General features: G+C 60.1%; 17 protein-coding genes. 9 read left to right on the forward strand and 8 right to left on the reverse strand.

What is annotated here, in order from left to right; translation table 11 throughout:
- Positions 1-6: 6 nt before the first annotated feature.
- Together glnA and G6K99_RS11935 are read right to left on the reverse strand one after the other, a co-directional pair.
- Positions 7-1,416 (reverse strand): type I glutamate--ammonia ligase, encoded by a 1,410-nt coding sequence (glnA, locus tag G6K99_RS11930; RefSeq protein ID WP_174196638.1) that lies wholly within the window; start codon positions 1,414-1,416, stop codon positions 7-9.
- A 71-nt stretch (positions 1,417-1,487) separates the two neighbouring features.
- Positions 1,488-1,826 carry a P-II family nitrogen regulator gene (locus G6K99_RS11935; RefSeq protein WP_007753933.1) on the reverse strand — a complete coding sequence of 113 codons (339 nt, stop codon included), beginning with the start codon at positions 1,824-1,826 and terminating at the stop codon, positions 1,488-1,490.
- Positions 1,827-2,157: 331 nt separating this feature from the next.
- Here G6K99_RS11935 and G6K99_RS11940 point away from each other — a divergent pair, with 331 nt between their 5' ends.
- The gene (locus tag G6K99_RS11940) at positions 2,158-3,645 is read left to right on the forward strand and encodes an NAD(P)H-hydrate dehydratase (protein ID WP_174196639.1); all 1,488 of its coding nucleotides are present in this window, start codon (positions 2,158-2,160) and stop codon (positions 3,643-3,645) included.
- Here the strand turns inward: G6K99_RS11940 and G6K99_RS11945 are convergent.
- Complete coding sequence (locus G6K99_RS11945) at positions 3,642-4,451, reverse strand: DUF72 domain-containing protein (RefSeq protein WP_180215484.1); 810 nt, start codon at positions 4,449-4,451, stop codon at positions 3,642-3,644. The two genes, G6K99_RS11940 and G6K99_RS11945, sit on opposite strands and share 4 nt — an antisense overlap.
- A gap of 39 nt (positions 4,452-4,490) precedes the next feature.
- Complete coding sequence (gene uvrA, locus G6K99_RS11950) at positions 4,491-7,412, reverse strand: excinuclease ABC subunit UvrA (RefSeq protein WP_174196641.1); 2,922 nt, start codon at positions 7,410-7,412, stop codon at positions 4,491-4,493.
- A 245-nt stretch (positions 7,413-7,657) separates the two neighbouring features.
- Here uvrA and G6K99_RS11955 point away from each other — a divergent pair, with 245 nt between their 5' ends.
- Positions 7,658-8,242 carry a single-stranded DNA-binding protein gene (locus tag G6K99_RS11955; RefSeq protein WP_062456831.1) on the forward strand — a complete coding sequence of 195 codons (585 nt, stop codon included), beginning with the start codon at positions 7,658-7,660 and terminating at the stop codon, positions 8,240-8,242.
- 18 nt (positions 8,243-8,260) lie between these two features.
- Here the strand turns inward: G6K99_RS11955 and G6K99_RS11960 are convergent, their stop codons facing one another.
- Both G6K99_RS11960 and G6K99_RS11965 read right to left on the reverse strand, forming a co-directional pair.
- Positions 8,261-9,436 (reverse strand): HPP family protein, encoded by a 1,176-nt coding sequence (locus G6K99_RS11960; RefSeq protein WP_174196642.1) that lies wholly within the window; start codon positions 9,434-9,436, stop codon positions 8,261-8,263.
- 34 nt (positions 9,437-9,470) lie between these two features.
- Entirely contained in the window at positions 9,471-10,103 is a 633-nt protein-coding gene (locus G6K99_RS11965; protein ID WP_062456837.1) for a MarC family protein, read from the reverse strand.
- Between the two features lie 228 nt (positions 10,104-10,331).
- On the opposite strand from G6K99_RS11965, the gene gyrA reads away from it, so the two are divergent.
- Complete coding sequence (gyrA, locus tag G6K99_RS11970) at positions 10,332-13,193, forward strand: DNA gyrase subunit A (RefSeq protein WP_113110523.1); 2,862 nt, start codon at positions 10,332-10,334, stop codon at positions 13,191-13,193.
- Between the two features lie 451 nt (positions 13,194-13,644).
- On the opposite strand, the gene G6K99_RS11975 is transcribed toward gyrA, so the two are convergent.
- Positions 13,645-13,827, reverse strand: a complete 183-nt coding sequence (locus tag G6K99_RS11975; protein WP_062456843.1) for a hypothetical protein — start codon at positions 13,825-13,827, stop codon at positions 13,645-13,647.
- 420 nt (positions 13,828-14,247) lie between these two features.
- On the opposite strand from G6K99_RS11975, the gene coaD reads away from it, so the two are divergent.
- The 5 genes from coaD (at position 14,248) to tgt (ending at position 18,205) form a co-directional block, all read left to right on the forward strand.
- On the forward strand, positions 14,248-14,742 hold the full coding sequence (gene coaD, locus G6K99_RS11980; RefSeq protein ID WP_174196643.1) for a pantetheine-phosphate adenylyltransferase: 495 nt from the start codon (positions 14,248-14,250) through the stop codon (positions 14,740-14,742).
- A gap of 31 nt (positions 14,743-14,773) precedes the next feature.
- Positions 14,774-15,346, forward strand: a complete 573-nt coding sequence (locus tag G6K99_RS11985; protein WP_062456848.1) for a peptidylprolyl isomerase — start codon at positions 14,774-14,776, stop codon at positions 15,344-15,346.
- Between the two features lie 77 nt (positions 15,347-15,423).
- The gene (locus G6K99_RS11990) at positions 15,424-15,933 is read left to right on the forward strand and encodes a peptidylprolyl isomerase (RefSeq protein WP_062456851.1); all 510 of its coding nucleotides are present in this window, start codon (positions 15,424-15,426) and stop codon (positions 15,931-15,933) included.
- Positions 15,934-16,007: 74 nt separating this feature from the next.
- Entirely contained in the window at positions 16,008-17,075 is a 1,068-nt protein-coding gene (gene queA, locus G6K99_RS11995) for a tRNA preQ1(34) S-adenosylmethionine ribosyltransferase-isomerase QueA (protein WP_174196644.1), read from the forward strand.
- Positions 17,072-18,205 carry a tRNA guanosine(34) transglycosylase Tgt gene (gene tgt, locus G6K99_RS12000; protein ID WP_174196645.1) on the forward strand — a complete coding sequence of 378 codons (1,134 nt, stop codon included), beginning with the start codon at positions 17,072-17,074 and terminating at the stop codon, positions 18,203-18,205. The genes queA and tgt overlap by 4 nt, the downstream gene beginning before the upstream one ends.
- 47 nt (positions 18,206-18,252) lie before the next feature.
- Here tgt and G6K99_RS12005 read toward each other — a convergent pair whose 3' ends face one another.
- The gene (locus G6K99_RS12005; RefSeq protein WP_092662372.1) at positions 18,253-18,678 is read right to left on the reverse strand and encodes a DUF4864 domain-containing protein; all 426 of its coding nucleotides are present in this window, start codon (positions 18,676-18,678) and stop codon (positions 18,253-18,255) included.
- A 206-nt stretch (positions 18,679-18,884) separates the two neighbouring features.
- Here G6K99_RS12005 and G6K99_RS12010 point away from each other — a divergent pair, with 206 nt between their 5' ends.
- The gene (locus G6K99_RS12010; protein WP_174196646.1) at positions 18,885-20,030 is read left to right on the forward strand and encodes an MFS transporter; all 1,146 of its coding nucleotides are present in this window, start codon (positions 18,885-18,887) and stop codon (positions 20,028-20,030) included.
- Positions 20,031-20,102: the final 72 nt, after the last annotated feature.

Below are 20,102 nucleotides of genomic sequence, written 5' to 3' on the forward strand. Positions count from 1 at the left end.
GCCGGATCAGGCGGAATAGTACATGTCGAACTCCACCGGGTGTGGCGTCATTTCGAAGCGCATGACTTCCGTCATCTTCAGTTCGATATAGGCGTCGATCTGATCGTCGTCGAAAACGCCGCCGGCGGTGAGGAACTTGCGATCCTTGTCGAGGCTGTCGAGCGCTTCGCGCAAGCTACCGCAGACCGTCGGGATCTTGCGCAGTTCCTTCGGCGGCAGGTCGTAGAGATCCTTGTCCATGGCCTTGCCGGGATGAATCTTGTTCTTGATGCCGTCGAGGCCGGCCATCAGCATGGCGGCAAAACCGAGATAGGGGTTCTGGGCCGGATCGGGGAAGCGGACTTCGACGCGCTTTGCCTTCGGGTTCGACCCGAACGGAATGCGGCAGGAGGCGGAACGGTTGCGAGCCGAGTAGGCAAGCAGAACCGGTGCTTCGTAACCCGGGACGAGACGCTTGTAGGAATTCGTCGTCGGGTTCGTGAAGGCGTTGATCGCCTTGGCGTGCTTGATTATGCCGCCGATGTAGTAAAGGCAGCTTTCCGACAGGCCTGCATACTCGTCACCAGCAAAGGTCGGCTTGCCGTCCTTCCAGATCGACTGGTGAACGTGCATGCCCGAGCCGTTGTCGCCGAAGATCGGCTTCGGCATGAAGGTGGCCGTCTTGCCATAGGCATTGGCGACCTGATGCACGACGTATTTGTAGATCTGCATCTTGTCGGCGTTGCGCACCAGCGTATCGAACTTCACACCGAGTTCGTGCTGGGCAGCGGCCACTTCATGGTGATGCTTTTCGACGACCACACCCATTTCGGTGAGGACGGTGAGCATTTCCGAGCGCATGTCCTGGAGGCTGTCGACCGGCGGAACCGGGAAGTAGCCGCCCTTGACGCGCGGACGGTGGCCAAGGTTGCCGGTCTCGTAATCGGTGTCGTCGTTGGACGGCAGTTCCGAACTGTCCAGCTTGAAGCCCGTATTGTAGGGATCGGCCTTGTACTTGACGTCGTCGAAGACGAAGAATTCAGGCTCGGGGCCGACGAAAATCGTATCGCCGATGCCCGATGCCTTGAGATAGGCCTCCGCCTTCTTGGCCGTGCCGCGCGGATCGCGGTTGTAGGCTTCACCGGAAATCGGATCGAGAATGTCGCAAACGATGACCATCGTGGATTGCGCGAAAAACGGGTCCATGTGCACGGTCTGCGGATCGGGCATCAGCACCATGTCCGACTCGTTGATGGCCTTCCATCCGCCGATCGAGGAGCCGTCGAACATGACGCCATCGGCGAACATATCCTCATCGACGGCCGAGACGTCCATCGTCACGTGCTGCAGCTTGCCGCGCGGGTCCGTAAAGCGCAGGTCCACGAACTTGACGTCGTTTTCCTTGATCTGTTTCATGATTTCGCTTGCGCTCGTCATATGACCTTTTCCTCGCCTGTATGATTGTTATGAACTGTCCGCGCGGCTTCTTATCAGCCTTCAAAGTGCGGTCAGATAGCGTCCACACCCGTTTCGCCGGTGCGAATACGAATGACTTCCTCCACGTTGGAAACGAATATCTTGCCGTCTCCAATTCGTCCAGTCTGTGCCGCGTTGCGGATGGCCTCAATGACCGCGTCTGCATTCTCGTCAGCCAGCACAACTTCAACCTTCACCTTCGGGAGAAAGTCGACGACGTATTCCGCGCCACGATAAAGCTCGGTATGTCCTTTTTGGCGTCCAAAGCCCTTGGCCTCGGTCACCGTAATCCCTTGCAAGCCGACTTCCTGAAGGGCTTCCTTCACTTCATCCAGCTTGAACGGTTTAATGATCGCTTCGATCTTCTTCATGAGAAACCAACTCTCCGCTTCTCCCAGTCGCAGGCCCATGCCCGCCAAACAGGCCGATGCACTATTCGTGCCAAACTCTTTCACGTTTTTAAGAAAATAACACGGGTTTGCGTCAAAACTTTCCATTTTTCGGTGGATTGCCTGCTGAACGCGGTCGGCCACGTCCGGGTTTGTGCGCCTGACGCCGTATCCTTGCCGAAATCGCTTCCGCCCGCCGCACCGAGCGCATGCCTGTCCACCTACTAAATAAGCATGTTTTCTGTGCATTTGATGATGTTTTGATCACTAAGATCGCGCTTGTATTTCCCCTGTTTTGCCTTTGAATAGACAAATGACCAATTCATTCGCTCATTTGCTCCTGACGCCCAACGATATGGCAGCCATCGACACGGCCGCGGCAGCATCAGGCATGTCCTCGATAGGGCTGATGGACCGCGCGGGCCGGGCTGTCGCGGCGTCGGCTCTTCGACATTTTCCCGGCGCGTTGCGCTTTGTCGTCCTGTGTGGACCCGGCAACAATGGCGGTGACGGCTATGTCGCAGCGGCGGCCTTGAACGAAGCCGGCACACGCTGCGTGGTCTACAGTCTGGGGGATCCCGCACAATTGCGCGGCGATGCCCTTGAGGCCCGTTCAAGCTGCCCCCTCGATACCCAGCCGTTGGACAGTTATGTGCCATCGCCAGGTGATGTCGTCATCGATGCGCTCTTCGGGGCAGGGCTCTCCAGAAACGTCCCCGATAGCGTGGCGGCACTCGCTGATCGTCTGGTAGCCACCAATACACCCGTGCTTGCCGTCGATCTGCCGTCCGGACTATGCGGCCGGCGCGGCGTGGCGCTTGGCGCGGCGTTGCGTGCTGATCGGACGGTGACATTCGTTGCGCGCAAGCCGGGCCACGTCCTCATGCCGGGACGCGAGCTCTGCGGCGAACTTGAGGTTTTCGATATCGGCATCCCCCGACGAATCGTTTTGAGCAAGGCCGGCAGTCTTGCCGAGAACGCGCCGTCGATCTGGAGCTCAGCTGTGCCGTCACCGTTGAGTGACAGCCACAAGTATACGCGCGGCCATATGGTCGTGTTCAGCGGTCCCGCGGACAAGACGGGCGCAGCCCGGCTTTCGGCGACGGCGGGTCTGAAGCGCGGGGCAGGGCTCGTTACCGTTGCAAGCCCGACGGACGCAATTCCCGTCAATGCCGCCTCGCTGACAGCAATCATGCTTCATGCAATCGACGATGTCGCAGACCTCGCCGACTGGCTGGGTTCGGCAAAACTCTCCGCCTTCGTGCTCGGCCCGGGGTTCCGCGTCGGGGAGAAAGCCCGCGAGTTCGTGCTGGCACTGAAGGGCAAGCGGCTAGTGCTGGACGCGGACGGCATTTCCTCGTTCAAGGACGATCCTGATACGCTGTTTTCAGCCTTCTCGGAGGGCGAGACGCGCCTGGTACTGACCCCACATGAGGGGGAGTTTGCCCGGCTGTTTCCGGATTTGGCTGAGGGCAAAGAACTCAGCAAGCCGGAGAAGGCGCTGAAAGCCTCGGCGCGGGCCAACGCCGTCATCGTCTACAAGGGTGCAGACACGGTGATCGCTTCACCCGATGGCCGCGCCCTGATCAACACGAATGCGCCGCCCTGGCTTGCCACCGCAGGCTCCGGAGATGTGCTCGCCGGAATGATCGGAGCGCTGCTCGCCCAAGGCATGCCCGCCTTCGAGGCCGCGGCGGCAGGCGTCTACCTACACGGCGAAGCGGCCAATAGCCTGACCCCAGACATGACCGCGGAAGATCTGGCCAAAAGGGCAGGGATCATGCCGAACAGAGAGCCCTAGCTCTTGGCGTCGAGCATCTCCTGCATGGCCATTGCGCCGCCGGGGGCGTTGACCTTGCCCTCGTGAATGAAGAAGGCGTAGACGTCGCGCGGCTTTTTGGCGGGATTTCGCGATTCGTCGATCAAAGGTAGATCGTCGGGGACGCTACCGGCAGACCAGGTTTTCAACCTTTTCGCCCAATCTTTCATATCCGGCTTCGTGTAACAGGTTTCGATCTCGTCCGACCCTTTTTGCAGCCGCGCATAGACGAAATCAGCGGTAACGTCGGCGATCATCGGATAGTCGAAATGATCGGCGCAGACGGGCGCGACATTGTATTTCGCGATAAGTTCGACGAATTCCGGAACCTTGAAGCTGTCGTGGCGGACCTCGACGACGTGGCGCAAAGGCAGCCCTTCCAGCGCGTCCGGCAGCAGCTTCAGAAACGCTTCGAAATCGTCAGGCTCGAATTTCTTGGTCGGCGCGAACTGCCACAGCAACGGCCCAAGATGGTCGCCGAGTTCGACGAGCCCCTGCTGCAGGAAGCGTTCGATCGATTCGCCCGCCTCGGCCAGGACCTTGCGGTTGGTAGTGTAGCGGCTGGCTTTGAGCGAGAAGATGAATCCGTCAGGCACTTCGGACGCCCATTTCGCAAAAGTCTCGGGCTTTTGCGACCCGTAATAGGTGCCGTTGACCTCGATGACCTTGAGCTTGGACGCCGCATATTCAAGCTGGCGTTTCTTCGCCAGCTTGTCCGGATAGAACGTGCCCTCCCAAGGCGCGAAGGTCCAGCCGCCGATACCTGTTCGAATTATGCCTGGTGTCATCACTCATCTCCCCGGAACAGGTATTGGCGGCGGTAAAAACTATTCTGCCGCTTGGACTTTCTTGACCGGACGCCGTTCCAGAAGCTCCTTAAGGAACTGGCCGGTATAGGAGCGCTTCTCCTTGACGACCTGTTCCGGCGTGCCGCAGGCAACAATCTCCCCACCACCCGTGCCGCCTTCGGGGCCAATGTCGATAACCCAATCGGCGGTCTTGATGACTTCGAGATTGTGCTCGATGACCACGACCGAATTGCCTTGATTGACCAGCTCGTGCAGCATTTCCAATAGTTTCGCGACGTCGTGGAAATGCAGGCCTGTCGTTGGCTCGTCCAGAATGTAGAGCGTGCGGCCGGTGGCGCGCTTCGACAGCTCCTTGGCAAGCTTGACGCGCTGCGCTTCGCCGCCTGAGAGCGTGTTTGCCTGCTGGCCGACCTTGATATAGCCGAGACCGACATCGAACAGCGATTGCAGCTTGTCGCGCACGGCCGGAACCGCGGCAAAGAACTCGACACCTTCCTCGACCGTCATATCCAGGACATCGGCGATCGACTTGCCCTTGAAATGCACGTCGAGCGTTTCGCGGTTGTAGCGTTTGCCGTGGCAGACATCACAGGTGACATAGACATCCGGAAGGAAGTGCATCTCGATCTTGATGACGCCGTCGCCCTGGCAGGCCTCGCAACGGCCGCCCTTGACGTTGAAGGAAAAGCGGCCGGGTGCGTAACCGCGGGCCTTGGCTTCCGGCAGGCCGGCAAACCAGTCGCGGATGGGGGTGAAGGCACCGGTATAGGTGGCCGGGTTGGAGCGCGGTGTGCGACCGATCGGCGACTGGTCGATATCGATCACCTTGTCGATATGCTCGAACCCGTCGATCCGATCGTGCTCGGCCGGGATTTCTCTCGCGCCCATGACGCGGCGTGCGGCCGACTTGTAGAGCGTTTCGATCAGGAAGGTCGACTTGCCGCCACCCGATACGCCGGTCACGGCGGTAAAAACGCCGAGCGGTACCGCCGCGGTAACGTTTTTGAGGTTGTTGCCGCGGGCTCCGAAAACCTTGAGTTCCTTGCCTTTTTTGACCTTGCGCCGCTCAGCGGGAACTGCGACGCCGAGTTCGCCCGACAGGTATTTACCGGTCAGTGACTTGGGGTTTGCCATGACCTGCTGCGGCGTGCCTTCGGCGACGACCGTGCCGCCGTGAATGCCGGCGGCAGGGCCGATATCGACGACGTAATCGGCGGTCATAATGGCATCCTCGTCATGTTCCACGACGATGACGGTATTGCCGATGTCACGCAGATGCTTCAGCGTTTCGAGCAGGCGGGCATTGTCGCGCTGGTGGAGGCCGATGGATGGCTCGTCCAGCACGTAGAGAACGCCGGTAAGGCCGGAGCCGATCTGCGATGCCAGACGGATGCGTTGGCTCTCGCCACCGGAGAGCGTGCCGGAGTTTCGCGACAGGCTGAGATAATCGAGCCCGACGTCGTTCAGGAACTGAAGGCGCTCGCGGATCTCCTTGAGGATACGGACAGCGATCTCGTTCTGCTTCGCGTTCAGGTGCTCGGGGAGCGCCGCAAACCAGTCGCGCGCCAGCCGGATCGACATTTCTGTCGTCTGGCCGATATGCAGCTTATTGATCTTGACCGCCAGCGCTTCCGGCTTCAGGCGATAGCCGGCACAGGACGGGCATGGAGCGGCCGACATGTAGCGCTCGATCTCCTCGCGCGCCCAGGCACTGTCGGTTTCCTTCCAGCGCCGTTCGAGATTGGGGACGATGCCTTCGAACGTCTTGGTCGTCTTGTAGGACCGTGCGCCGTCGGCATAATTGAACTCGATCTTTTCCTCGGTGCCCTCAAGGATCGCCGAGCGGGCGCTATCCGACAGCTTGTCCCAGCGGTCCGTCAGCTTGAAACCAAAGACCTTGCCGAGACCCTCGAGCGTCTGGTTGTAATAGGGCGAGGTGGACTTCGCCCAGGGCGCGATCGCGCCATCCTTCAGTGTCCGGCCGGGTTCCGGCACGATCATGTTCCGGTCCACCTTCTGCTGTGATCCAAGACCATCGCAGGTGGGGCAGGCACCGAAGGGATTGTTGAAGGAGAACAGCCGCGGCTCGATCTCCGGAATGGTGAATCCGGACACAGGGCAGGCGAATTTCTCCGAAAACAGAACCCGTTCATGGGTTTCGTTGAGCGACTTGTTGGCAGATCCGCCTGCGGAGGTTTCCTTCTCCGGCAGAGGCTTGTCGGCGAACTCCGCAACGGCCAGGCCATCCGCCAGTTTCAGCGATGTCTCAAGGCTGTCGGCCAGACGCGCGGCAATGTCGGATCGCACCACAAGGCGGTCGACGACGACGTCGATGTCGTGTTTGTATTTCTTGTCGAGCGCTGGAACGTCGGCGATCTCATAGAACTGGCCATCCACCTTGACGCGCTGAAAACCCTTTTTCATCAGCTCGGCGAGTTCCTTCTTGTACTCGCCTTTGCGCCCGCGGATCATTGGTGCGAGAATATAAAGACGGGTGCCTTCTTCGAAAGCAAGGACCCTGTCGACCATTTGGCTGACGGTCTGGCTTTCGATCGGAAGCCCGGTCGCTGGCGAATATGGAACGCCGACGCGCGCAAACAACAGGCGCATGTAGTCGTAGATTTCCGTGACTGTGCCGACCGTCGAGCGGGGATTTCGAGAGGTCGTCTTCTGCTCGATCGAGATCGCCGGAGACAGGCCTTCGATCTGGTCGACGTCAGGCTTCTGCATCATCTCCAGAAACTGGCGAGCATAGGCCGAAAGGCTCTCGACATAGCGTCGCTGTCCCTCGGCATAGATCGTGTCGAACGCAAGCGACGACTTGCCTGAGCCGGACAGGCCGGTCATCACGATCAGCGAGTTGCGGGGCAGATCGAGATCGATCCCCTTAAGATTGTGCTCGCGCGCACCACGGATGGAAATGGTTTTGAGTTCGCTCATCGTTATGCCTTCGGGGAGGATCGAAGGTCCTTATGTAGTTATCGAAAGCCGCCTGTCGAGACGAAACTGTTGCAACGCAACCCGGTTCCGAATGCTTGACAGAACTATACGGAGAAAATAGAACAAAGAAAGAACAAAATTCACTGTGGATTAAACCTCGGCATTGCCCAAACCGGGCGGTCGATGGTTTAAGGTGGGGTAATTGGTTTTCAAAGCCGCGCTTGGCGGCAAACGAGGTGAATACGATGGCGGGCAGCGTGAACAAAGTCATTCTGGTGGGCAATGTCGGCGCCGACCCGGAAATCCGCCGGACGCAGGATGGCCGCCCGATTGCAAACCTGCGCATCGCCACGTCGGAAAGCTGGCGCGATCGTACGTCGGGCGAGCGTCGCGAAAAGACGGAATGGCATACGGTCGTCGTGTTCAACGAAGGCCTCTGCAAGGTCGTCGAGCAGTATGTCAAAAAGGGTGCCAAGCTTTATATCGAAGGCGCGCTGCAGACCCGCAAATGGCAGGACCAGACCGGCAACGATCGTTATTCAACCGAAATCGTGCTGCAGGGCTTCAACTCGACCCTGACAATGCTCGACGGTCGTGGCGAAGGCGGCGGTGAGCGCGGCGGCGCACGTGGTGGCGCAAGCGACTTCGGCGGCGGTGGCGGCGGTGATTTCGGCGGCAACTACGGTGGCGGCGGCGATGACTATGATCGTCCGCGTTCCGGGGGTGGAGCACCGGCAGGGCGCGGTGCTCAGGGCAGCCAGGGTGGCCAGTCCTCCGGTGGTGGCGGCGGGAACTTCTCCCGCGACCTCGACGACGACATCCCATTCTGATCAAAAAAAAGGCGCCGCTCAGGCGCCTTTTTCATGTTCGGTTGGAGCATGAGTGGCGCGGTCCGAAAGCATCGCTACAAGCACGTCGGACTGCGAGAGTATCCCGGCGAGTTTGCCGTTCTCGCCGACGATCGGCAGGTAGTGCAGGCCTTCCTCGGCAAACATGACGACCGCGTCGTTGAGCGGTGCCGACGGCTCGATCGTCCGGACCGGCGCGGTCATGATATCCCTTACGATATGGTTTGGCGCTGTTGCGCCTTGCATCATCAGCCGCAAACGCTGGCGCGGGCCGATCGTCGGGCGACCGCCGGTCCAGATTGGCTTGTCCAGAAAATCCGTCTGCGTAACGATGCCAACCACCTCAGCCTTTTCGTTGGTGACGGGCAGGGCCTTCAGACGGTGGTTGCGCATGGACTGATGCGCCTTCCCCAGGGGATCATCCGGTGACACCGCGATCACGTCGCGGGACATGACGTCGGCGCAGGTGAGGTGGCTCGCGCGCTGGCGGTAGGAGCGCAGTTCGGTCAGGCGAATAATGGTTTCGAGGTCGCTGCGATCGATATCGAGGACCTGGTCATAATCCCTGAGGACGGCGTCGAGATCCTCCCGGCGGAACCCGATACGGCCGCTCGGCGGCGGATCCGTGGTGCCGTGCGAAGGGGAAGGCGTAGCGGGCGCATGCGGATAGCGCCGGCCTGCGAGATTGTTGAGAATGATCGCAAGCAGCAGCAAAGCCAGCGAGTTGCCCAGAACCGGCCAGAGGATGAATCCGTATCCCATCGCGTGAATGGACGGGCCGCCAAGCACTGCGGTCAGGGCAATCGCACCGCTTGGCGGGTGCAGGCAGCGCAGCGCCATCATCGCCGCGATCGCTATGCCAATGGCGAGGCCTGAGGCGAGGGCAGGGTCTGGCACGAGTGCAGCGACTGTGACGCCGACAGTGGCCGAGAGAATATTGCCGCCCAAGATGGACCAGGGTTGTGCGAGCGGGCTCGACGGGACGGCAAAGAGCAGCACGGCCGAGGCACCCATCGGGGCGATCAGTGCCGGCAATGACGGTTCGAAGCCGACGACGAGACTTCCGCCGAGTCCCGTCAGGGAAATGCCGAGCAAGGCGCCGCCCGCAGAGCGAAGCCGTTCCCTCATGCTGATCGGGTTCGGTGCCTGTCCGATGAGACGGTTTAGAATGTGCATGGATTGAGCTTTCGGCCGTCCGTCCCAGGAAGGATCAGGGTATCGCGAATGCCGACCGGATGCCATCGACCACGAACTGAACGGACAAGGCAGCGAGGATGACCCCGAGAAGCCGGGTGAGGATCGCGCGCCCTGTCACACCCAAGAAACGGTCGAGCTTTTCCGCGATCAGAAGCGTTGCGTAGAGCACCACCATGATCAGCGCGAGGACCCCGATAAGAAGGGCGCGGTCGAGAGCGCTGGTGAATGTTCCGGACAAAAGGACGGTCGCGGAAATCGCTCCGGGGCCGGCGATCAGCGGCAGGGCGAGCGGAAACACGGCGATATCGTGGATATGGTCGATCGTGATCGCCTTTTGCGACGTCTTTTCCTTTCGCTCCTGGCGCTTCTCGAAAACCATTTCGAACGAAATCCAGAACAGCAGCAGGCCGCCCGCGATGCGGAAGGCGCCGATCGAGATACCGAGCAGGCCAAGGACGCTCGATCCGAACAGCGCAAACACCGCGAGGATACCGAAGGCGATCAGCGCACCGCGGAAGGCGACAAAGCGCCGTTGCGCCGTCGTCATGCCGACCGTCAGGCCCAGAAAGACCGGCGCCAGACCCGGCGGGTCGAGCGTGACCAACAAAGTGGTCAACGCGTTGATGAGAGCATCGGGTGAGGCCATGGATACTCCTAGAGGACGCTCGGCTTGCCGTTCAATGATAAGATTGTTAGGACAGCCGGGCGCTTTAGGGAAGTCTTGCAACGAATGTATCCAACGATCGTGGCAAACACCTTCCAAATGCCGCAAAACCTGTTCACAACTACAAAGCAAATTCAGTGGAAATTGGCGCCCGGAGCCGCTTTCCGCTATAAAAATTCAAATGATTCCGAACAGAGATCGTGATCCGATTTGACTGAGCAAAGCACACCCGGCGGCGGAAAGCTGCCTCCAGGCATTGAACCCATTTCCATTATGGAAGAGATGCAGCGGTCCTATCTCGATTATGCGATGAGCGTGATCGTCAGCCGCGCACTTCCCGACGTTCGTGACGGACTGAAGCCCGTTCACCGGCGCATCATGTTCGGCATGTCCGAGCTCGGGATCGACTGGAACAAGAAATACGTCAAATGCGCCCGCGTAACCGGTGACGTGATGGGTAAATTCCATCCGCACGGCAACTCCGCGATCTATGATGCGCTGGCACGTATGGCGCAGGACTGGTCGCTGCGATTGCCGCTGATCGACGGACAGGGCAATTTCGGATCGATCGACGGGGATCCTCCGGCGGCCGAGCGCTATACAGAGTGCAGGCTTGAAAAGTCGGCCCATGCGCTGCTCGATGATCTCGACAAGGAAACCGTCGACTTCCGCGACAACTATGACGGCACGCTGTCGGAACCGGTGGTTCTGCCGGCGAAATTCCCGAACCTGCTCGTCAATGGCGCAGGCGGCATCGCCGTCGGCATGGCGACCAACATCCCGCCGCACAATCTGTCGGAAGTGATCGACGGCTGCATCGCGATGATGGACAATCCGGCGATCGAACTGCCCGAGCTGATGCAGATCATTCCCGGTCCGGACTTTCCGACAGGTGCAATGATCCTTGGCCGTGCCGGCATTCGGCTGGCTTACGAGACGGGCCGCGGCTCCGTCATGATGCGCGGTCGTGCGACGATCGAACCTCTGCGCGGCGACCGTGAGCAGATCATCATCACCGAAGTTCCCTACCAGGTGAACAAGGCCTCGATGGTCGAAAAGATTGGCGAACTCGTCCGCGAAAAGCGGATCGAAGGGATTTCCGATCTGCGCGACGAGTCCGACAGACAGGGTTACCGCGTCGTCGTCGAACTGAAGCGCGATGCGAATGCCGACGTCATTTTGAACCAGCTCTACCGCTACACGCCACTGCAGACGTCGTTCGGCTGCAACATGGTGGCGCTCAATGGCGGCAAGCCGGAGCAGCTGGCGCTGATCGACATGCTGAAGGCATTTGTGTCCTTCCGCGAGGAAGTCGTCAGCCGCCGCACGAAATACCTGCTGCGCAAGGCGCGCGAGCGTGCGCACGTGTTGGTGGGTCTGGCGATCGCCGTTGCCAATATCGATGAAGTCATTGCGCTCATCCGCCGTGCACCGGATCCTGCGACGGCGCGCGAGCAGTTGATGACGCGCCGCTGGCCGGCCCATGACGTCGAGGCTCTTATCCGGCTCATCGACGATCCGCGTCACAAGATCAACGAGGACCTGACCTACAACCTCTCCGAGGAACAGGCCCGCGCGATCCTCGAACTGCGTCTTGCCCGCCTGACGGCGCTCGGCCGCGATGAAATTGGCGACGAGCTGAACAAGATCGGCGCCGAGATCTCCGACTATCTCGACATCCTGTCGTCACGGGTTCGCATCCAGCAGATCGTCAAGGACGAACTCATCGCCGTTCGCGACGAATTCGGTACACCACGCCGCACCGAGATCCTCGAAGGCGGTCTCGAAATGGATGACGAGGACCTGATTGCCCGCGAGGACATGGTCGTTACCGTTTCGCATCTTGGCTATATCAAGCGTGTTCCGCTGGCGACGTATCGCGCCCAGCGTCGTGGCGGCAAGGGTCGCTCCGGTATGGCGACGCGTGACGAGGATTTCGTTACCCGGCTATTCGTGGTCAACACCCATACGCCGGTGCTGTTCTTCTCCTCGCGTGGCATCGTCTACAAGGAAAAGGTCTGGCGCCTGCCGATCGGCACGCCGCAATCGCGCGGCAAGGCCCTGATCAACATGCTGCCGCTCGAAGCCGGCGAGCGCATCACCACGATCATGCCGTTGCCCGAAGACGAAACGTCCTGGGATAACCTCGACGTGATGTTCTCGACGACACGCGGCACGGTTCGCCGCAACAAGCTGTCGGACTTCGTGCAGGTCAACCGCAACGGCAAGATCGCCATGAAGCTCGAGGAAGAGGGTGACGAAATCCTCTCCGTCGAGACCTGCAGCGGTCCGAACCTCGACCTTAACGAGCCCGGCGACGACGTGTTGCTGACAACCGCGCTTGGACAGGCGATCCGCTTCCCGGTCGAAGAGGTCCGCGTCTTTGCCGGCCGTAATTCCATCGGTGTCCGCGGTATCAATTTGGCCGAAGGCGACCGCATCATCTCGATGACGATTGTCGGTCATGTGGATGCCGAGCCGTGGGAACGTGCGGCTTACCTCAAGCGCTCGGCGATCGAGCGCCGTGCTGCCGGGGTGGACGAAGACGATATCGCTCTGGTTGGTGAGGAAGTCACCGAAGAGGGACAGCTTTCCGATGAGCGCTACGAATATCTGAAGCAACACGAGCAGTTCGTGCTGACGGTTTCGGAAAAAGGCTACGGCAAGCGCTCGTCTTCCTATGACTTCCGCACATCGGGCCGTGGCGGCAAGGGTATCCGTGCCACCGATACCTCGAAGACTGCGGAAATCGGCGAACTCGTGGCCGCCTTCCCGATCGACGAGGGTGACCAGATCATGCTCGTTTCGAATGGCGGTGTTCTGATCCGTGTTCCGGTTGGCGGCATCCGCATTGCCAGCCGTGCGACGAAGGGCGTCACGATCTTCTCGACCCACAAGGATGAGAAAGTGGTCTCCGTCGAGCGCATCAGCGAGCCTGAGAACGAAGACGAGAACGGCGAGCTGCCGGGTGAGATCTCGGCCGAAACCGGTGACCTCGGGATTGCTCCCGATACCGACACCGACACGCCCGAAACCGATACGCCTGATGTTGACGGGGATGCGACCGAATAGGTCGCGTCCACCCGGACGGCAAAAGACGAGAAAAACGAAAAAAGCCGGAGGATGGGAAACCATCCTCCGGCTTTTGTTTGAGTAGCTCCACGGGGTTGGGCATCTCGCCAGTATTTGGCACCGGCGATCAAACTAGTGGCGCGGTGTTCGATCATTGGATTGGGATGCGACCGAGTAGGTCGCGTCCTTCCGGAGGGCAGAGGACATCAACAACGAAAAAGCCGGAGGATGGGAAACCATCCTCCGGCTTTGTTTGAGCCGCTTGGCGCGGAAAGGGCATCGCGCCCTGTTCGCTACCGTTCACGAAAATAATGGTGTGGCTTGTCGCTCTAGATCTTCCCGACAACGTGCCCAAAGAGCAGGGGGCACGATTGCGGTTTCTGTGATCGCGGATGTTTCAGAGGAGCGGCCAAAGGGATGAGGTCCCAGTCCCGCTCCTCGCGGCAGGCGATCAATAGTAGGAGATGTCGCTGTAGCGACCGGTAACCTGCGGGTAGTTGGAGCCGTCGACATCCGAGCGGTCCTGGTAGAGAGTGACCGTCGCCGTCAACATGACAGCAATCATGGCGCTCCATACGAGGTTAATCATGGTGATCTTGTCGGGCATAGCCATCTTTTTGTTTGCGATCATCATATCCGATTATCCTTTTAATTGCCTGAGCGCGTGACTTGCGCGCAGCGACACCACATTATGAGAGTGACCTATCTGAACGGCTCTGAAGCATGCTTGAATGGCGCGTTCATCTGGCGTTCAGGTTCCGGATCGCGTTTCCACTTCTCAGAGGTCTGGCGATCCGAATACGTAAATCGCGGCGTCCAATAAAAGCGCTGCAGCGATTGCAGCGAAAATCATCAAAGCCAGCATTTCCGTATCTCTCAACTCAGCGGGACGATGATCTCGCCCCGTCATATTTGTCAGTTAAACATGAGCCGGCTGAAACGGCCTTGAACGACGCATTCATCTTTCGTTCAGTTTTTGGGAAAGCCTTGCAGCGGGCGGCCTTCCGTGACAAAAGGCCGTTGAAATTCAGCTGGAACAGGCTCCGACTTCGGTATGACGATCGCTCTTTATCCCGGCTCATTCGACCCGATGACAAACGGCCATCTCGATATTCTCGTGCAGGCGCTGAACATCGCCGAACGGGTCGTCGTGGCAATTGGCGTTCATCCCGGAAAGGTGCCGGTATTCAGCTTCGAGGAGCGCGCGGCATTGATCGCAGCCGCAGTTTCCGACGCTCTGCCCGCTCGCCGCGACAGTCTTTCGGTCGTTTCCTTTCAAGGACTGGTGGTCGACTCAGCCCGGGAGCAGGGGGCAACCATTCTGGTTCGCGGCCTGCGCGATGGTACCGATTTTGACTACGAAATTCAGATGGCAAGCATGAACCGGACCATGGCGCCTGAAATCCAGACGGTATTCCTGCCCTCTGCGGCGGCCTCCCGGCCCATAACGGCCACATTGGTCCGCCAGATCGCTGCCATGGGCGGCAATGTCGGTGAATTCGTGCCGGCTGTGGTACTGCGCGCCCTGAACGAAAAGCACAAACGCTGATTCTGCGACAAAAGATAACAGGAGTCTTCTGATGAAACTGCTTCGCCTCGCCATAGCCGGCGCCCTCGCGCTCGCTGCCACGGTCGGAACAGCCGTTGCGGCGGCAGACGACTTTCTGACCATCCAGTTGAAGGATGGCCCTGTCGTGATCCAGCTGATGCCTGAGTCAGCACCGAAGCACGTCGCGCAGGTGAAGGCGCTGGCTGCCAAGGGTGCCTATGACAACGTAATCTTCCACCGCGTCATCGATGGCTTCATGGCCCAGACCGGCGACGTCAAGTTCGGCAAGCAGGGCGGCCCGAGCTTCAACGCTTCGCGCGCCGGCACCGGCGGCTCGGATCTTGCCGATCTTCCTGCAGAATTTTCCAAGACGCCATTCGAGCGCGGCACTGTCGGCATGGCCCGTTCGCAGAGCCCGAATTCTGCCAACTCGCAGTTCTTCATCATGTTCGATGAAGGCCCGTTCCTGAACGGTCAGTACACCGTAATCGGCAAGGTCGTGTCCGGCATGGAAGCCGTGGACAAGATCAAGCGCGGCGATGGCAGCAATGGCGAAGTCACCAATCCCGACAAGATGGTCAAGGTGACCGTCGGCAAGAAATGATCGACTAACAGTCGATTGAAACGGCAACGGCCCATAGGGCTGATGTCCTGAGACAGAGATAATCAAGGAGAAATACCATGGCCGAGATCAAGGATCCCGAAAACACCCTCATCATGGAAACCACCAAGGGCAAGGTCGTCATCTCGCTCCTGCCGGATCTGGCACCTGAGCATGTTGCGCGCATCAAGGAACTGGCCCGCGAAACCGCCTATGACGGCGTTGTATTCCACCGCGTCATTCCGGATTTCATGGCGCAGACCGGCGACGTCAAGTTCGGCAAGCAGGGTGGAGCGGACTTCAACCCTTCGCGCGCCGGCATGGGCGGTTCCGACAAGCCGGACCTGAAGGCTGAATTCTCGGCTGTATCGCATATCCGCGGCACATGCTCGATGGCCCGTTCGCAGAGCCCGAACTCCGCCAACTCGCAGTTCTTCATCTGCTTTACCGACGCTCCTTGGCTGAACAAGCAGTACACGGTCTGGGGCCAGGTCATCGAAGGCATGGACATCATCGACCTGATCAAGAAGGGCGAGCCGGTCAAGGATCCGGACTCGATCGTTTCCGTCCGCGTCGCCGCAGACGTCTGATCTAAACCGCAATCTCTGGCCCGCTCCGTCTTCTCGACGGGGCGGGCCTTGCCTATTCTGGAAGCTCTAACATCATGCGTGTCGATCTTTTCGATTTCGATCTGCCCGAGGAAAACATTGCGCTGCGGCCGGCAAACCCGCGCGACAGCGCCCGGCTGCTTGTCGTCGACGCCGGCGCCGATCCTGTCCTCTCCGACCAGCGGGTCAGTGATCTGGTGGCATTCCTGAAACCGGGCGATGCGCTGGTCTTCAACGACACGAAAGTCATTCCCGCGCAGCTCGAAGGCATCCGTCATCGTGAAGGCGCCGGCGGTCAGCAGGTTTCGGCGACGCTGCATATGCGCACCGAACCGGATGTCTGGAAGGCGTTTGCCAGGCCCGGCAAGCGGATCAAGGTCGGCGACCGGATCGAATTTGGCGATTTGGGATCGCTGAGCGCGACAGTCGAGGATAAAGGCGAGGGCGGCGAGGTGACGCTGCGCTTTGATCTTTCAGGCCCTGCGTTGGACGAAGCGATCCTGTCGGTCGGCCATATTCCGCTGCCGCCCTATATCGCCGCCAAGCGGCCCGAGGATGCGCAGGACGCCAAGGACTACCAGACGATCTATGCCCGCGAGCAGGGCGCCGTTGCTGCGCCCACAGCGGGTCTGCATTTCACGCCCGACCTGTTTGCCAGGCTGGACGCTGCAGGCGTCGAGCGGCATTTCGTGACGCTGCATGTGGGGGCAGGGACATTTCTGCCGATGAAGGTGGACGATACCGAAGACCACAAGATGCATCAGGAAATCGGTTACGTGAGTGCCGAGACCGCGCAGCATCTCAACGCCGTCAGGGCGAGGGGCGGGCGCATCGTCTGCGTCGGCACGACCTCGCTGCGGCTGATTGAAAGTGCTGCGGCTGACGACGGCACCATACTGCCCTGGAGCGGTGCGACCGGCATCTTCATCACGCCCGGCTATCGGTTCAAGGCAGTCGACATGCTGATGACCAATTTCCATTTGCCGAAATCGACGCTGTTCATGCTGGTTTCGGCCTTCTGTGGGCTCGAGACGATGCGCTCAGCCTACGACCATGCCATCTCGTCCGGCTACCGCTTTTACTCCTACGGCGACTCAAGCCTGCTTTTCAGGAACGACCGATGACCACCGAAAATTTCCAGTTCAATCTGAAGGCAACAGACGGCGGCGCCCGTCTCGGCGAAGTCTCCATGCCGCGCGGAACGATCCGCACACCGGCCTTCATGCCGGTCGGCACCGTCGGGACCGTCAAGGCGATGTATCTCGACCAGGTGCGCGATACGGGCGCCGATATCATACTCGGCAATACCTATCACCTGATGCTGCGGCCGGGCGCCGAACGGGTTGCGCGGCTCGGTGGACTGCACAAGTTGATCCGCTGGGATCATCCGATCCTCACCGATTCGGGCGGCTTTCAGGTCATGTCGCTTTCGGCGCTCAGAAAGCTGGACGAGAAGGGCGTGACCTTCAAGAGCCATATCGACGGATCCAAGCACCATATGTCGCCGGAGCGTTCGATCGAAATCCAGGGCCTGCTTGGCTCGGATATCCAGATGCAGCTCGACGAATGCGTGGCGCTTCCGGCCGAGGCCAAGGAAATCGAGCGCGCGATGGAATTGTCGCTTCGCTGGGCAGAGCGCTGCCGGGTGGCCTTCGGGGAGCAGCCGGGCAAGGCCATGTTCGGCATCGTCCAGGGTGGTGACATTCCGGCGCTCCGCGTGCGGTCTGCCGAAGGGCTGAAACAGCTCGACCTCAAGGGATATGCGGTGGGTGGCCTTGCGGTCGGCGAGCCGCAGGACGTGATGCTGCGCATGCTGGAGGAAACGCTCCCGGTTCTGCCGTCCGAAAAGCCGCGCTATCTGATGGGCGTCGGAACGCCTGATGATATCCTCAAATCGGTGGCGCGCGGTATCGACATGTTCGACTGCGTGATGCCGACGCGGGCCGGCCGTCACGGTCTCGCCTTCACCCGTCGCGGCAAGGTGAACCTTCGCAACGCACGCCATGCCGAGGATATGCGACCGCTCGACGACGAGTCCGGCTGCCCGGCGACACGCGATTACTCCCGCGCCTATCTGCACCATCTGATCCGCGCAGACGAATCGCTGGGCGGGATGCTGCTCTCGTGGAACAACCTCAATTACTACCAGGATCTGATGAAGGGCATTCGCGAGGCGATCGCGAATGGTCGTTTCGAGGATTTCTGTGCAGAGACCCAGGCGGAATGGGCCAAGGGCGATATCGACCCGGTCTGACAATATTCGAGCGGGCAGGGGCGGTGCCCCTGCCGACCATATTTTGGCTAGATGCCCTGGCTCGCCGTATTGCGGATCATCCGGACGCCGTTGACCTTGTAGGATCCGTCGTCCATCAGCCGCATGTCGTAGATTGCGGTCCAGTCCTTGCCCTGCTTGGCGCTGATCATCACCTCCTGCAGCACGACTTCGCCGCCGCCCACCAGTTTGGAGCGGCCGAAGGCATAGGTTCCGGCCTGATAGACAGCCTCATAGTTGTCGCGGACCATGGCGAAGAAGACTTTTTTATCCGGATAAAGACTGCGGATCCCCGGCGACGCGAGAGAATAGGCCTTATCCGCATCGTCGTTCATCAAGGCGGAGATCTGGGCGGAGATGACGGCGCGGGCGTCGGCGACCGGATCTTCGGCGTGGACGACACCTGCGGGTGACAGAAAGAGGAATGCGGCAAGAGAGGCTATTCGAAAGCGCATCTGACATTCTCCAGCATCGGCTTCCATAAAGTTTAGAGCATACTCACCAAAGGGAAAGGTGGCGTTGCGGATATTTTCAGCATCACCGCGATCTGCCCAGTCGGACGGCAAACCTTAACGCAGGGCAGGGTCCCACGTTCATGTCTTGTCGTCGTCAAAGTCGCGGTGCACCAGTGTGTCTGATGTGATTGCTTCGGAATTCCGTAATGACCCTACTTGCGCCGGCTCTGCTCTATTTCAGCAATGCTCTTCTGTTCGTTTCCCTGTTCACGCGGCTTCCGGCCATTCAGGAATCGATGGGCATCGACAAGGCGGTGCTCGGGATGGCGCTCTTGAGCGCCCCGGTTGGCACGTTTCTGGCGCTACCTCTGGCCGGACGGATCACCGATAGGCTTACGCCACGGCTGACCGCGGTCATCACGCTGCCCATTGTCGCGCTTCTGAGCCCGATCCTGGCGGCCGCGCCGCTCCCTTTATTTGTCCTCGGTTTCTTCCTGTTCGGCTTTTTTCGCACGATCTTCGATGTGTCCGCCAACATGATCTCCGCCGGTATCGAGCAGCGGACCGGCACAAAGGTTCTGGCGAGAAGCCACGGGTTCTGGTCGGTCGGGCTTCTGTTCGGATCGCTTGCGTCCGGTTTCCTCGCAGCGCAGGGCGTATCGCCCTTTGTGCAGCAGAGCGTGGCGGCGCTACTTGTCCTCGTAGCCTGCTTTGCCGTCTTCCGGGTGACGGCCGCCGACCCGGCGCCAGCTGCGCCGACGACGAAAAGAAAATCCGCATACGTCATGCCGGACAAGACCATCATCCTCATCTGCATCATGGTGTTCGGGCTCTGCATCGTGGAAGGCGCGGTCTACGACTGGGCGATCTTCTTTCTGCGCGAGGAAATGGGGGCGGATCCGGCGATGGCCGGCGTCCTCTACGCCGTCTTCACCGTCGGCATGGGACTGACGCGGCTGTCGGGCGACAAGCTGCGGGAAGTCGCAGGACCGATCTCGCTGATCCGGGGATCCGCTATCGCCGTCGCGTTCGGTATCGTGCTGCTGGTGACCGCCGCAAACCTCGTCGTTGCCGGCGTGGCGCTGTTCCTGATCGGCTGCGGGATCGCGCTGGCCTTTCCCCTGGCAGTCTCGACCACGATCGCGCGCGGCAAGGGACAGCCGTCCGACAATCTTGCAGCGCTCGCGCTGACACTGATGCTTTCCACGATCGGCGTGCCGCCGCTTCTCGGCTTCATTGCCGAGCATGTGAGCCTGGTTGCCACGTTCGTCGTTCTTCTGCCGACCGTTCTCATCAGCTTCCTGATGGCGCCCGTGGCCGATGGGCGCCGGCCGTTCCGTCTCAGGCGTTGATCGCTTGCATGTGGAAAACCGGTCGGTTTTGGGGCAGGGGCAAGACTTGCCGGCTGATGGCCCCTAATTGGC

This window comes from Neorhizobium sp. AL 9.2.2 (assembly GCF_013317225.1).
Classification (GTDB): domain Bacteria; phylum Pseudomonadota; class Alphaproteobacteria; order Rhizobiales; family Rhizobiaceae; genus Neorhizobium; species Neorhizobium soli.